This is a genomic window from Pseudomonas citri (assembly GCF_025336485.1).
Classification (GTDB): Bacteria; Pseudomonadota; Gammaproteobacteria; order Pseudomonadales; family Pseudomonadaceae; genus Aquipseudomonas; species Aquipseudomonas citri.
The window spans coordinates 133,244-147,872 of the sequence record NZ_JAODAB010000015.1 but is presented as its reverse complement, the minus strand read 5'-3'; the positions used below and the strand labels follow the sequence as shown (position 1 = coordinate 147,872).

At 60.4% G+C, this 14,629-nt stretch carries 10 protein-coding genes; all 10 read left to right on the top strand.

The window, feature by feature from the left end; translation table 11 throughout:
• The first annotated feature begins 288 nt into the window (after positions 1 to 288).
• Positions 289 to 1,824 (top strand): Fic family protein, encoded by a 1,536-nt coding sequence (locus N4Q37_RS17515; protein WP_260960463.1) that lies wholly within the window; start codon positions 289 to 291, stop codon positions 1,822 to 1,824.
• A 167-nt stretch (positions 1,825 to 1,991) separates the two neighbouring features.
• The gene (locus tag N4Q37_RS17510) at positions 1,992 to 3,593 is read left to right on the top strand and encodes an ABC transporter substrate-binding protein (RefSeq protein WP_260960395.1); all 1,602 of its coding nucleotides are present in this window, start codon (positions 1,992 to 1,994) and stop codon (positions 3,591 to 3,593) included.
• Positions 3,594 to 3,847: 254 nt separating this feature from the next.
• The gene (locus tag N4Q37_RS17505) at positions 3,848 to 5,473 is read left to right on the top strand and encodes an ABC transporter substrate-binding protein (protein ID WP_260960394.1); all 1,626 of its coding nucleotides are present in this window, start codon (positions 3,848 to 3,850) and stop codon (positions 5,471 to 5,473) included.
• Between the two features lie 306 nt (positions 5,474 to 5,779).
• Positions 5,780 to 7,381: an ABC transporter substrate-binding protein gene (locus N4Q37_RS17500; RefSeq protein WP_260960385.1), complete on the top strand. Its 1,602-nt coding sequence runs from the start codon at positions 5,780 to 5,782 to the stop codon at positions 7,379 to 7,381.
• 171 nt (positions 7,382 to 7,552) lie between these two features.
• A complete protein-coding gene (locus tag N4Q37_RS17495) occupies positions 7,553 to 8,968 on the top strand; it encodes an OprD family porin (protein ID WP_260960384.1) in 1,416 nt (471 codons plus the stop codon).
• 75 nt (positions 8,969 to 9,043) lie between these two features.
• A complete protein-coding gene (locus N4Q37_RS17490) occupies positions 9,044 to 10,639 on the top strand; it encodes an ABC transporter substrate-binding protein (RefSeq protein WP_260960383.1) in 1,596 nt (531 codons plus the stop codon).
• Between the two features lie 74 nt (positions 10,640 to 10,713).
• Entirely contained in the window at positions 10,714 to 11,724 is a 1,011-nt protein-coding gene (locus N4Q37_RS17485; RefSeq protein ID WP_260960382.1) for an ABC transporter permease subunit, read from the top strand.
• A 10-nt stretch (positions 11,725 to 11,734) separates the two neighbouring features.
• Positions 11,735 to 12,646 carry an ABC transporter permease subunit gene (locus tag N4Q37_RS17480; RefSeq protein WP_260960381.1) on the top strand — a complete coding sequence of 304 codons (912 nt, stop codon included), beginning with the start codon at positions 11,735 to 11,737 and terminating at the stop codon, positions 12,644 to 12,646.
• 10 nt (positions 12,647 to 12,656) lie between these two features.
• The gene (locus N4Q37_RS17475) at positions 12,657 to 13,625 is read left to right on the top strand and encodes an ABC transporter ATP-binding protein (protein ID WP_260960380.1); all 969 of its coding nucleotides are present in this window, start codon (positions 12,657 to 12,659) and stop codon (positions 13,623 to 13,625) included.
• On the top strand, positions 13,625 to 14,605 hold the full coding sequence (locus N4Q37_RS17470) for a peptide ABC transporter ATP-binding protein (RefSeq protein ID WP_260960379.1): 981 nt from the start codon (positions 13,625 to 13,627) through the stop codon (positions 14,603 to 14,605). Before N4Q37_RS17475 ends, N4Q37_RS17470 begins: the two co-directional genes overlap by 1 nt.
• Positions 14,606 to 14,629: the final 24 nt, after the last annotated feature.

Here is a 14,629-nt window from a genome sequence, read left to right as displayed (position 1 = left end):
CAGGCCGACCTGGTGAAATCAAGGCCTGCCTGACGGCAGGCCGCTACCGGCCCGAACACAAAAAATCTGACAGTCCCCATAAGTGGCCGTTACCGAAGCAATGGATATGTTCCCGGTCAACCATCAGACCGCCATCGCGAGCAAGCTTTGCCCACCAAGTCCGCAAAATCGCGTTGACATCGCTTAAAACAGCGCGCGACGTGCTGTCCACGTTTTATGGAATGTGGACAGCCAGCAACTGGACCCTTGTGAAAAGTCAAATCTACCGCCCTCATTTGAGCGACGGGGGTGGATATCGAAGTCATTGAAATTCCTCTAGAGCGCCTTCGTGAACAAGCCCCTCGCCCCCTCGTCGTGGCGCAGATAGCCAGGAACTGCGCCACACTCACAATCGGAAATGGCGCAGTTCTGAAAACTGCGCCAAAATTGCGCCAACATCATTTAAACGGCGCCAACGCAGCCATGCCTCCAAGCACTGAAATACTGAACAGCATCCAGGCATCCGGGAACGGATTGACGCTGACCGAGCTCCTGGTCAGACACCCTGACATTGCTCGTAGGACAGCGCAGCGGTTGATTGCAAAGCTGATCGAGAGCGGTCAAATCACAGTAAGCGGTGAAGGCAGGGCACGACGCTATTTCGGCGCAACTGCCCCGGCTGACGCCAGCGCATTGGATACGGGCACCGATAGTTTCCCGTCCTTTATTCCACTGTCCGCAGATAGCCGGGACATACTCGCCTACATCAATCAGCCAACAGAGGCGCGCAAACCCGTGGGTTACCAGCGTGACTTTCTAGACGCCTACCAACCGAACGAAACCAGCTACTTATCCGAGTCTTTGCGGCGCCAACTGCACAGAATGGGTAAAACCACTGATGCAGTGGAACCGGCGGGCACATATAGCCGTGCTGTTCTAAATCGTCTACTGATTGATTTGTCGTGGGCATCCAGTCACTTGGAAGGGAACACCTACTCGCGCATAGACACACGAAAGCTCATTGAGCATGGCAAAGCTGCACGAGGCAAAGCGGCTATCGAAACACAGATGATCTTGAACCATAAGGCGGCAATCGAGCTGCTGGTCGAGAACATCGAAAGTGCCGAGTTCAACCGCTACACCTTGATGAACCTACACAGCGCCCTGGCCGAAAACCTACTTCCAAACCCAGCGGACGAAGGTCGAATTCGTCAGCACGCCGTTGACATTGGAAAAAGCACCTACCGCCCACTGTCAACGCCACAGCAGATTGAGAACGCACTGGACGCTCTGCTCAGTAAGGCCAATAAAATTACTGATCCCTTCGAGCAGTCCTTCTTCATGATGGTACAGCTGCCCTACTTACAGCCGTTTGCCGACATCAACAAACGCACATCCCGGTTGGCGGCGAACCTGCCGTTGTTTCGCGCTAACTTGTGCCCCCTGACATTCCTGGATGTACCCGAGCAGGCCTACAGCCGCGCCACTTTAGGTGTCTATGAAATGACCCGGATAGAGTTACTTCGCGACCTTTACCTCTGGGCCTACGAACGGTCAACGCAGGAATACCTGGCAATCAAGCAGGGCCTTGCAGAACCGGATCCCCTTCGACTTGCCTGGCGGGACTTCATCAAAACGACCATTCACGAGGTCGTTACTCACCCAGAGGTTGACCCCCTGCTCTGCATTCAACGCTCGGTAGCAGGGCAGGTTTCAGAAAATGAGCAGCTTGAGGTCCAAGCCTTGATCGTCGAAGAACTCCGGCGATTGCATGAAGGTGTTCTAGCGCGCTACGGGTTACGACCATCGGAGTTCATGTCCTGGAAATCGCGCCATGAACACTGATCCGTTCAAGGGCAAGTATCGATGAACCTGCTGTCACGCCGCCTCGTCAAAAGCCAAACAACACACAGGTATACCCAAACCCAAGGTCCCCCTCACTTTTCGATATTTCCACCCTCCCTACCCGCAACGGTACCCTGCCGCGAACGTCACCATCGCCAAGGGATTTCATGGACCGGACTACCTTCAAACCACTTCTACTCACCCTCGCCCTGATCAGCAGCGTTCCCATGGCCCAGGCCGCGAACACCCTGGTCTACTGCTCCGAAGCCAGCCCCGCCGGGTTCGACCCCAGCCAATACACCAGCGGCACCGACTTCGACGCCTCGGCCGAAACCGTCTTCAACCGCCTCACCCAGTTCAAGCGCGGTGGCACCGAAGTCGAACCGGGGCTGGCGAAAAGCTGGGATGTCTCCGCCAACGGCCTGGCCTACACGTTCCACCTGCGCGAGGGTGTGAAATTCCATACCACCGACTATTTCACCCCCACCCGCGACTTCAACGCCGACGACGTGCTGTTCACTTTCCAGCGCCTGCTTGACCCGCAACACCCGTTCCGCCAGGCCTACCCGACCGAATCGCCGTATTTCACCGACATGGGCCTGAACACCACGATCAAAAGCATCGAAAAAGTCGACGAGCACACCGTGCGCTTCAACCTGAACAACGTCGACGCCGCCTTCGTGCAGAACCTGGCGATGAGCTTCGCCTCCGTGCAGTCCGCCGAATACGCCGCGCAGCTGTTGAAGGAAGGCAAGGCCGGCGACCTTAATCAGAAACCCGTCGGCACCGGTCCGTTCGTGTTCAAGCGCTACCAGAAGGACTCGCAGATCCGCTACGCCGCCAACACCGCGTACTGGAAACCCGAGGACGTGAAGCTCGACAACCTGATTTTCTCCATCACCCCGGACGCCGCCGTGCGCCTGCAAAAGCTCAAGCGCGGTGAATGCCAGGTCAGTGGCTATCCACGCCCCGCCGACATCGAGGTGATCGAGCAGGACCCGAACCTGCAAGCGCTCAAGCAGCCCGGTTTCAACCTGGGCTTTCTGGCCTACAACGTGACACATCCGCCCCTGGATCAGCTCAAGGTGCGCCAGGCTCTGGACATGGCCATCGACAAACCGGCGATCATCAAGGCGGTGTACCAGAGCGCCGGGCAACTGGCGCAGAACGCCTTGCCACCGGCCCAATGGTCGTTCGACCCGGCCATCCAGGACGCCCCCCACGACGTGACCAAGGCCAAGGCGCTACTCAAGGAAGCCGGGGTGGCGCCTGGTACAACCATCGACTTATGGGCGATGACGGTGCAGCGCGCCTCCAACCCCAACGCGCGGATGTCGGCGCAGATGATCCAGCAGGATTGGGCGAAAATCGGCATCAAGGCCAATATCGTCAGCTATGAATGGGGCGAGTACATCAAGCGCGCCAAGAATGGCGAACACGACGCGATGATCTACGGCTGGACCGGCGACAACGGCGACCCGGACAACTGGCTGGGCGTGCTGTACAGCTGCGCGGCGGTCAAGGGCAGTAACTACGCCAAGTGGTGCGACCCAGCCTACGACCGGTTGATCCAGCAGGCCAAGGTTTCCACCGATCGCCAGCAACGGGTCGACCTGTACCGCCAAGCGCAGAAAATCCTCAAGCAACAGGTGCCGATCACGCCGATCGCCAACTCCACCGTCTTCCAGCCGATAAACAGGCAAGTGGTGGACTTCAAGCTCAGCCCGTTCGGCCTCACACCCTTCTACGGCGTGGGTTTGAAGAAGTAGAACCTGCCCCTTTCCGGTGCGCAAAAGCCTCGCCGCGCACCGCGAAAGCGCGTAATTCGCCCCAAAACAACACGCGCAAACGATCAACTACGTCAGAACTTACACAGATGCGACATTAAGGTACGTTCGTGCCACTGTTTCAGACTTGTGACCGCTCTGGATCTTGCATTGGGTATGGGGCCTGCATAAGTATCCGCAGGACGACTCACGAGGTCGCCCTCAATCCAAAAATGACAACAAATCATGAGGCCAACATGCTTAAACACGCGGTCATTCCGTTTTTAGTCGGCGCAGGCTTACTGGCCAGCGCACCCTTCGCTTCCGCTGCGACTAACCTGGTGTTCTGCTCCGAAGGGAGCCCGGCCGGTTTTGACCCGGGTCAGTACACCACCGGAACCGACTTCGACGCCTCTGCAGAAACCATCTTCAACCGTCTGACCCAGTTCGAACGCGGCGGCACCGCTGTGATTCCGGGCCTGGCGACCAAGTGGGACATTTCCCCCGACGGCCTGAGCTACACCTTCCATCTGCGCGAAGGCGTCAAGTTCCACACCACCCCGTACTTCAAGCCAACCCGCGAATTCAACGCCGACGACGTGCTGTTCACCTTCAACCGAATGATCAGCAAGGATGACCCGTTCCGTAAGGCCTACCCAACCGAATTCCCGTACTTCACCGACATGGGGATGGACACCAACATCACCAAGGTCGAGAAAGTCGACGACCACACCGTCAAGTTCACCCTCAAGGATGTCGACGCCGCGTTCATCCAGAACATGGCCATGAGCTTCGCCTCGATCCAGTCCGCCGAGTACGCCGCGCAGTTGCTCAAGGAAGGCAAGGCCCCCGACATCAACCAGAAACCGGTCGGCACCGGCCCGTTCGTGTTCAAGAGCTACCAGAAAGACTCCAACATCCGGTACACCGGCAACAAGGACTACTGGAAGCCTGAAGATGTGAAGATCGACAACCTGATCTTCGCCATCACCACCGACCCGTCGGTGCGTATCCAGAAGCTGAAGAAAAACGAATGCCAGGTCACCCTCTTCCCTCGTCCTGCAGACCTCAAGGCGCTGAAGGAAGACAAGGACCTGAAGATGCCTGATCAGGCCGGCTTCAACCTGGGCTACATCGCCTACAACGTGATGGACAAGATCAAGGGCAGCAACGAGCCGAACGTGCTGGCTGACCTGAAAGTCCGCCAGGCGCTGGACATGGCGGTCAACAAGCCGCAGATCATCGACTCGGTATACCAGGGCGCCGGCCAGTTGGCTGTCAACGCCATGCCGCCGACCCAATGGTCCTACGACACCACCATCAAGGACGCCAAGTACGATCCTGAGAAAGCCAAGGCGCTGCTCAAGGACGCCGGCGTCAAGGAAGGCACCAACATCACCCTGTGGGCGATGCCGGTGCAGCGTCCGTACAACCCGAACGCCAAGCTGATGGCCGAGATGCTGCAATCCGACTGGAAGAAGATCGGCCTGAACGTGAACATCGTCAGCTACGAGTGGGGCGAGTACATCAAGCGTTCCAAAGGTGGCGAGAACCAGGCGATGATCATCGGCTGGAGCGGTGACAACGGTGACCCGGACAACTGGCTCAACGTGCTGTTCGGCTGCGACTCGCTGGCCGGCAACAACTTCTCCAAATGGTGTGACAAGAAGTTCGACGGTCTGGTCAAGGAAGCCAAGCGCACCACCGACCAGTCCAAGCGCACCGAACTGTACAAACAGGCACAACACGTCCTCAAGGATGCCGTGCCCATGACACCTATCGCTCACTCGACGGTGTATCAACCCATGCGCGCCAACGTGCAGGACTTCAAGATCAGCCCATTCGGCTTGAACTCCTTCTACGGCGTCAGCGTCAGCAAATAAGGTGACCTGTGGCGAGGGAGCTTGCTTCCTCGCCACATCGTTGCTTTAAGCCAAGACTCCAGGAAATCACCTACATCCCAAAGCACTGCGTACCACAGCAGTGGGTTTAGGACGTATCGCCTTTTCCCACAAGTCTTTCAGGCATTACGCATTTACCGCTTGGTCCACGGCCCATACCGTCGGGACCTGGACGGCTTGCCTGCCCTGCGGCATCGCTACGCAATGGAATGAGCCCAGTGCTCCGGACTGTCCCTGGACGGACAGTGGTTCACTGTTAAAAACACCCCGAACGAGAGAGGGAGCGTCATGCGCCATACTTTGGTTTTTTCCGCTTTGCTGGGCACCGGCCTGTTGGCCGCGACGTCCATGGCCCAGGCCGCCGCCGGCAGCCTGGTGTTCTGTTCCGAAGGCAGCCCGGCCGGTTTCGACACCGCGCAGTACACCACGGCCACCGACAACGACGCCGCCGAGCCGCTGTATAACCGGCTGGCCGAGTTCGAAAAAGGCGCGACCAATGTCGTCCCGGGACTGGCGACCAAGTGGGACATTTCCGAAGATGGCTTGACGTACACCTTTCACCTACGCGAAGGCGTGAAGTTTCATACCACCGACTACTTCACCCCGACCCGGGACTTCAACGCCGACGACGTGCTGTTCACCTTCAACCGCATGCTCGATCCGCAGCATCCGTTCCGCAAGGCCTACCCCACCGAGTTCCCGTACTTCAACGGCATGAGCCTGAACAAGAACATCGCCAAGGTGGAGAAGACCGACCCGCTGACGGTGGTCATGACCCTTAACAAGGTGGACGCCGCGTTCATCCAGAACATCGCCATGAGTTTTGCCGCGATCCTGTCGGCCGAATACGCCGAGCAGTTGCTCAAGAACGGCAAGCCGAGCGACATCAACCAGAAGCCGATCGGCACCGGGCCGTTCGAGTTCAAGAGCTACCAGAAAGACTCCAACATCCGCTACGTCGCCAACAAGCAGTACTGGGCGCCGGAACGGGTCAAGCTGAACAACCTGATCTTCTCCATCAACACCGACGCTTCGGTGCGGGTGCAGAAGCTCAAGGCCAACGAGTGCCAGGTCACCCTGCATCCACGCCCTGCCGATGTGCCGGCCTTGAAAAGCGACACCAAGCTGCAACTGATCGAGAAGCCCGGTTTCAACCTCGGCTACATCGCCTACAACACCCGCCACAAACCGTTCGACCAGGTCGAAGTGCGTCGTGCGCTGGACATGGCGGTGAACAAGCAAGGCATTCTCAACGCCGTGTACCAGGGCGCGGGGCAGTTGGCGGTCAACGCCATGCCGCCGACCCAGTGGTCCTACGACGACACCATCAAGGACACGCCCTACAACCCGGAAAAAGCCAAGGAGTTGCTCAAGGCTGCCGGGGTCAAGGAAGGCACCGAAATCACCCTCTGGGCCATGCCCGTGCAACGCCCGTACAATCCCAACGCCAAGCTGATGGCCGAAATGCTCCAGGCCGACTGGGCGAAGATCGGCCTGAAAGTGAAGATCGTCAGCTACGAGTGGGGCGAGTACATCAAGCGCACCAAAAATGGTGAGCATGACATCAGCCTGATCGGCTGGACCGGCGACAACGGCGACCCGGACAACTGGCTGGGCACGCTGTACAGCTGCGACGCCATTGGCGGCAACAACTACTCCATGTGGTGTGACCAGAATTACGACAAGCTGATCAAGCAGGCCAAGGTCGTCACCGACCGCGACCAGCGCACCGCGCTCTACAAACAAGCCCAGCAGTTGCTCAAGCAGCAAGTGCCGATCACCCCTGTTGCCCACTCGACGGTCAACCAGCCGCTGAGTGCCAAAGTCGAAGGGTTCAAGGTCAGCCCCTTCGGTCGCAACGTGTTCTCGGGCGTCAGCCTGAACCCATAACCGTTTAGCCACGCAGCGAGGACTCCTGTGGAGTCCTCACGCAGGCGTTTTGCCTGAATTCGCCGATAAGGCACAAGGCAAACGTTTGCAAGCTGTAAATGAGTTGTAAACCGATAGCCGTATCACCCAAAAAAGAACGGCATAAAAAAGAAAGAAAAAGGAGCGTTACCCATGAAATTGAGCAGCACCGCGATACTGACCCTGGCCATCAGCAGCATCAGCGCGACGGCCTTTGCAGAGTCCCAGAGCCAGGCCGTCACCCCGGTGACCCTCAAGACCACCAGCGAGCAAAGCGAAGCCAAAGGCTTCATCGAGGGCCAATCGGTGAGCGGTTCGACCCGCAACTGGTACGCCAACGAACAGTTCAAGCGCGGTGCGAAACTCACCTACCGCAAGAACGGTGAGGCCCGCGAAACCGACCGCCGCATCAACTGGGTGCAGGGCACCATCATCAAGTACAACTCCGGCTTCACTGAGGGCACCGTCGGTTTCAGTACCGAAGTGGCCGCCTACAACGCCATCGCCCTGGACCGTGACCGTAAGGATCTCGCCTCCAACAACGGCGGGGCGCCGACCACCCGTCCCGGCGCTGGTAACAACCGCACCCTGACCCACGAAGGCGGCGACGCCGTCGGCCAGTGGAGCAAACTGGGCCTGGCCAACGTCAAGGCCCGCGTCTCCAACACCACCCTGACCGCCGGCCGCCAGAACTTCAGCAGCCCGATGGTCGACGTCATCGGTAACCGTGCCCTGCCCTCCAGCTTCCAGGGTGTGAGCCTGCACAGTGAAGAGTTCGAGAACCTGGGCTTCGATATCGCCACGTTCGATCGCAACTCGCCACGTACCGAAGAGAGTGTGCGCAAGTTCCGCTCCGAATACGGTGACAGCAGCGTTGAAACCGATCACGTCAACACCGCCGGTATCACCTACCAGCCCCTGGCCAGCCTGAAGACCAGCCTGTGGGCAACCGAAGCCGAGGACCTGTGGAACCAGTACTACTTCGGTGCCACCCACGAGTTGGGCGACAGTTCGGTGCTGAGCCTGACCACGGGCCTGAACTACTACAAGACCGTGGACTCGGGCAAAAGCAAGCTGGGCGAGATCGACAACGACACCTACTCCCTGTCGCTGGGCCTGACTCACCAAGCCCACAGCCTGACCTTCTCCTATCAGGAAGTGAACGGCAACGAGTACTTTGACTACCTGCACGAAACCAACGGCATCTACCTGGCCAACTCTCTGCTGTCGGACTTCAACGGACCGAACGAGAAATCCTTCCAGATCGCCTATGGCCTGAACATGGCCGAGTACGGCGTGCCGGGCCTGAAGTTCAACATCTACCAGGCTCGCGGCTGGGGCATCGACGGTACTCACTACAACAGCACTGGCTACAGCGACGTAAGGGCGATGGACGGTGAACATCACTACGAATACGGCATTGGCGCGTCCTATGCCGTGCAGAGCGGGCCACTGAAGGCCACCGCGATCCGGGCGACCTACACCGCTCACCGCGCCAGCGAAAACCAGGCCGACGGCAACCTCAACGAATTCCGCCTGGTCACCACCATCCCGTTCAACATTCTCTAAACTCCCACCAGGCGGTCGACTCACAAGGTCGCCCGCCCGGTCTTTTGCCATTGACCCGATTGCAGAGGATTGACGATGAACATGCTCCCCCTACGCGCCGCCATCGCCGCCGCGTTGCTGAGTGTCGCCGTTGGCGCCACGGCCAAGCCCCTGGTGGTTTGCACAGAAGCCAGCCCGGAAGGCTTCGACATAGTCCAGTACACGACTGCAGTCACCGCCGACGCCGCGGCGGAAACCATTTTCAATCGCCTGGCCGACTTCAAGCCCGGCACCACCGAGGTGATTCCGGCCCTCGCCGAATCCTGGGACATCAGTGACGATGGCCTGACGTACACCTTCCACCTGCGCAAGGGCGTCAAGTTCCACACTACCGACTACTTCAAGCCGACCCGTGACATGAACGCCGATGACGTGGTCTGGAGCTTCCAGCGCCAGTTGGACCCGAACCACCCGTGGCACAAACTGTCGAGCGTGGGCTTCCCGTACTTTGAAAGCATGGGCTTCAAGGAATTGCTCAAGAGCGTCGAGAAAGTCGACGAGCACACGGTCAAGTTCACCCTGACCCGCCGCGAGGCGCCGTTCCTGGCCGACATCGCCATGGCCTTCTCCTCGATCTACCCTGCCGAATACGCCGACCAGTTGCTCAAGGCCGGCAAAGCCGGCGACCTCAACAGCAAGCCGGTGGGCACCGGGCCGTTCGTCTTCCAGCGCTACAACAAGGATGCCCAGGTGCGCTTCAAGGCCAACCCGGACTACTTCCGTGGCAAGCCGCCGGCCGATTCGCTGGTACTGGCCATCGCCATCGACAACAACGTGCGCATGCAGAAACTCAAGACCAACGAGTGCCAGGTCGCGCTGTACCCCAAACCCGACGACATCCCGAGCATCAAGAAAGACCCGAACCTGAAGGTCACCGAGCTGGACGCGATGACGGTTTCCTACACAGCCCTGAACACCAGTCATAAGTACATGAGCGACGTGCGGGTGCGCAAAGCCATCGACCTGGCCTTCGACAAGGAGGCCTACGTCAACGCGCTGTTCGGCAAGGGCAACGCCACCGTGGCGGTCAATCCTTACCCGCCAACGCTACTGGGCTTCAACCACGACCTGAAGAACCCGGCCCGCGACCTGGACAAGGCCCGCCAGTTGCTCAAGGAAGCCGGCGTGCCGGAAGGCACCGTGTTCACCCTGTTCACCCGCAACGGCGGTGGCCCGACCAACCCCAACCCGATGCTCGGCGCGCAGATGATGCAGGCCGACCTGGCGAAAGTCGGAATCAAGGTCGACATCCGCGTGATGGAATGGGGCGAAATGCTCAAGCGCGCGAAAAACGGCGAGCACGACATGGTCTCCGCCGGATGGGCGGGCGATAACGGCGACCCGGACAACTTCCTGACGCCTATGCTCAGTTGCGAGGCCGCCAAGAACGGCGAAAACTACGCGCGGTGGTGCAACGACAAGTTCCAGGCGCTGCTCGACCAGGCCCGCGCCACAGTGAACCCCGAGGAGCGCAGCAAGCTCTATGAACAGGCCCAGGTGATTTTCAACCAGGACCAACCCTGGATCAGCATGGCCCACACCCGCATGTTCACGGCAATGCGCAACAACGTAGAGGGCTATGTGATTAGCCCGCTGACCACCAACAACTTCGCCACCACCCAGGTGAAGTAGATAAGAAAACGCCCGGCACCGCTTACCCAAGCGGCGCCGGGCACGCCTAACCGGCTGATGAGGTACACCTGAAGATGTTTAGTTTTATTGCCCGCCGACTGGGATTGTTGATCCCCACGTTCTTCGGCATCACCTTGCTGACCTTCGCGTTGATTCGCATGATCCCCGGCGACCCCGTGGAAGTGATGATGGGCGAACGTCGGGTCGATCCCGAAATGCATGCTCAGGCAATGGAACGCCTTGGCCTGAATAAACCGTTGTATGCCCAGTACCTGGACTACGTCGGCAAACTGGCCCACGGCGATCTCGGCGAATCGCTGCGTACCCGTGAAAGTGTATGGACCGAATTCAGCTCCCTGTTTCCCGCGACCCTGGAACTGTCCATGGCCGCCCTGTTGTTCGCCGGCGTCCTGGGCCTGTTGGCCGGGGTGATCGCGGCACTCAAGCGCGGGTCCCTGTTCGACCATGGGGTGATGGGCATCTCCCTTGCCGGTTATTCGATGCCGATCTTCTGGTGGGGCCTGATCCTGATCATGTTTTTCTCGGTGTCCCTGGGCTGGACTCCGGTGTCGGGGCGGCTCGACCTGCTTTACGACATCGAGCCGAAAACCGGCTTCATGCTGATCGACACCCTGCTGTCCGATGAGCCGGGCGCATTCCTCGATGCGCTGCACCACCTGATCCTGCCGGCCATCGTGCTGGGCACCATCCCGCTGGCGGTGATCGCCCGCATGACCCGCTCCTCGATGCTCGAAGTGCTGCGCGAAGACTACATCCGCACCGCCAAGGCCAAGGGCCTTTCGCCGACCCGGGTAGTGTTCGTGCACGGCCTGCGCAACGCGCTGATCCCGGTGCTGACCGTGGTCGGCCTGCAAGTTGGCACCCTGCTGGCCGGCGCGGTGCTGACCGAAACGATCTTCTCCTGGCCGGGCATCGGCAAGTGGCTGATCGAAGCCATCGGCGCCCGGGACTATCCCGTGGTGCAGAACGGCATCCTGTTAATCGCCTGCCTGGTGATTCTGGTCAACTTCGTCGTGGACATCCTCTACGGCTTTGCCAACCCACGCATCCGTCACCAGCGCTGAGATCGAATCCATGAGTACTCCAACGTCTTCGGTAGCAGTCGATCAAAGCCTGCTGTACCCGTCCCCGTACAAAGAATTCTGGCAAGCGTTTTCCCGCAACAAGGGCGCCGTGGCCGGACTGCTGTTCATGCTTCTGGTGGTGTTCTGCGCGATCTTCGCGCCGTGGGTCGCCCCTCACGACCCGAGCGAGCAATACCGCGACTTCCTGCTGACGCCACCGGCGTGGCTGGAAGGTGGGCAGATCCAGTTCCTGCTGGGCACCGACGAACTGGGCCGCGACCTGCTCTCGCGGCTGATCCAGGGTTCGCGCCTGTCGCTGCTGATCGGCTTGTCGTCGGTGGTGATGTCGCTGATCCCGGGCATCCTGCTGGGTCTGTTCGCCGGGTTCTTCCCGCGCCTGCTCGGCCCCACCATCATGCGCCTGATGGACATCATGCTGGCCCTGCCTTCGCTACTGCTGGCCGTGGCGATCGTCGCCATCCTCGGCCCAGGCCTGATCAACACCGTGATCGCCATCGCCATCGTGTCGCTGCCGTCCTACGTGCGCCTGACCCGCGCCGCCGTGATGGGCGAACTGAACCGCGACTACGTGACCGCCGCCCGCCTGGCCGGTGCCGGCCTGCCGCGCCTGATGTTCATCACCGTGCTGCCCAACTGCATGGCGCCGCTGATCGTACAGGCGACCTTGAGCTTCTCCTCGGCGATCCTCGACGCCGCCGCCCTGGGCTTCCTCGGCCTGGGCGTGCAACCGCCAACGCCGGAGTGGGGCACCATGCTGGCCTCGGCCCGCGACTACATCGAACGCGCCTGGTGGGTAGTGAGCCTGCCCGGCCTGACCATTTTGCTCAGCGTGCTAGCAATCAACCTGATGGGCGACGGGCTGCGCGATGCGCTGGACCCGAAACTCAAGAATGCCGCCTGAGGAGATTCCCATGTCACTGCTAGAAATCAAGAATCTCAACGTCCGCTTCGGCGACGCCAACGCCGTGCCGGTGGTCGACGGCCTGGACCTGAGTGTGGAAAAAGGCGAAGTGCTGGCCATCGTCGGCGAATCGGGCTCGGGTAAATCCGTGACCATGATGGCGCTGATGGGCCTGATCGAGCAGCCCGGCATCGTCACCGCCGACGCGCTGAACTTCGACGGCAAGAACATGCTCAAGCTGAGCGCCCGCCAGCGTCGGCAGATCGTCGGCAAGGACTTGGCGATGGTGTTCCAGGACCCGATGACCGCGCTCAACCCCAGCTACACGGTGGGTTTCCAGATCGAAGAAGTGCTGCGCCTGCACCTGAAGATGTCCGGCAAAGCCGCCCGCAAGCGCGCCATCGAACTGCTGGAAAAAGTCGAGATCCCCGGCGCCGCCAGCCGCATGGACGCCTACCCGCATCAACTGTCCGGCGGCATGAGCCAGCGCGTGGCGATTGCCATGGCGATTGCCGGCGAGCCGAAACTGCTGATCGCCGACGAACCGACCACCGCCCTGGACGTGACCATCCAGGCGCAGATCATGGACCTGCTGCTGGCCCTGCAAAAAGAGCACGAGATGGGCCTGGTGCTGATCACTCACGACCTCGCCGTGGTGGCCGAAACCGCCCAACGCGTCTGTGTGATGTATGCCGGCCAAGCGGTGGAAGTGGGCAAGGTGCCCGAGTTGTTCGACATTCCGGCCCACCCTTACAGCGAAGCGCTGCTGGCGGCAATTCCAGAACACAGCATGGGCGCCGAGCGCCTGGCGACCTTGCCGGGTATCGTCCCCGGTCGCTACGACCGTCCACAGGGCTGCCTGCTGTCGCCACGCTGCCCGTACGTACAAGATAACTGCCGCCAGCAACGCCCGGCCCTCGACCCGAAAACCAACAGCCTCGCCCGCTGCTTCTACCCGTTGAACCAGGAGGTGGCGTGATGGCCGTCGTACTTACCGCCCGTGACCTGACCCGTCATTACGAAGTGTCCCGTGGCATGTTCAAAGGCCATGCGACCGTGCGCGCGCTCAACGGTGTGTCGTTCGAACTCGAAGCCGGCAAGACCCTGGCCGTGGTGGGCGAATCCGGTTGCGGCAAATCCACCCTCGCCCGGGCCCTGACCCTGATCGAGGAGCCGTCCTCGGGCTCGTTGAAAATCGCCGGCCAGGAAGTCGCCGGGGCCAACAAGGCCGAACGCAAGCAACTGCGCAAAGACGTGCAGATGGTCTTTCAGAGCCCGTACGCGTCCCTCAACCCGCGGCAGAAGATCGGTGATCAACTGGCCGAGCCGTTGCTGATCAACACCAGCCTGTCGGCCACCGAGCGGCGGGAAAAAGTCCAGGCGATGATGAAGCAGGTGGGCCTGCGCCCCGAGCATTACCAGCGCTACCCGCACATGTTCTCCGGCGGCCAGCGCCAGCGCATCGCCCTGGCCCGCGCCATGATGCTGCAACCCAAGGTGCTGGTGGCGGACGAACCGACCTCGGCGCTGGACGTGTCGATCCAGGCCCAGGTGCTGAACCTGTTCATGGATCTGCAGCAGGAGTTCAACACCGCCTACGTGTTCATTTCCCACAACCTGGCGGTGGTGCAACACGTCGCCGACGACGTGATGGTGATGTACCTCGGCCGCCCGGTGGAAATGGGCCCCAACGAGTCGATCTACAGCCGCCCGCTGCACCCGTACACCCAGGCGCTGCTGTCGGCCACCCCGACCATCCACCCGGACCCGAACAAGCCGAAGATCAAGATCGTCGGCGAACTGCCTAACCCACTCAACCCACCGCCCGGCTGCGCCTTCCACAAGCGTTGCCCGTACGCCACCGAGCGTTGCAAGAGCGAAGAGCCGGCGCTTCGCCCGCTCGATAATCGACTGGTAGCGTGCCACTACGCCGAGCAGTTCCTCGACGGTGCGGCATAAGGCTAAAAGGCTGCAAAGCACTTA

Bases quoted from the DNA above. Each gene is read 5' to 3' on its own strand.
- N4Q37_RS17510 (WP_260960395.1), top strand. From the start codon at position 1,992: ATGGACCGGACTACCTTCAAACCACTTCTACTCACCCTCGCCCTGATC.
- N4Q37_RS17505 (WP_260960394.1), top strand. From the start codon at position 3,848: ATGCTTAAACACGCGGTCATTCCGTTTTTAGTCGGCGCAGGCTTACTG.
- N4Q37_RS17500 (WP_260960385.1), top strand. From the start codon at position 5,780: ATGCGCCATACTTTGGTTTTTTCCGCTTTGCTGGGCACCGGCCTGTTG.
- N4Q37_RS17495 (WP_260960384.1), top strand. From the start codon at position 7,553: ATGAAATTGAGCAGCACCGCGATACTGACCCTGGCCATCAGCAGCATC.
- N4Q37_RS17490 (WP_260960383.1), top strand. From the start codon at position 9,044: ATGAACATGCTCCCCCTACGCGCCGCCATCGCCGCCGCGTTGCTGAGT.
- N4Q37_RS17485 (WP_260960382.1), top strand. From the start codon at position 10,714: ATGTTTAGTTTTATTGCCCGCCGACTGGGATTGTTGATCCCCACGTTC.
- N4Q37_RS17480 (WP_260960381.1), top strand. From the start codon at position 11,735: ATGAGTACTCCAACGTCTTCGGTAGCAGTCGATCAAAGCCTGCTGTAC.
- N4Q37_RS17475 (WP_260960380.1), top strand. From the start codon at position 12,657: ATGTCACTGCTAGAAATCAAGAATCTCAACGTCCGCTTCGGCGACGCC.
- N4Q37_RS17470 (WP_260960379.1), top strand. From the start codon at position 13,625: ATGGCCGTCGTACTTACCGCCCGTGACCTGACCCGTCATTACGAAGTG.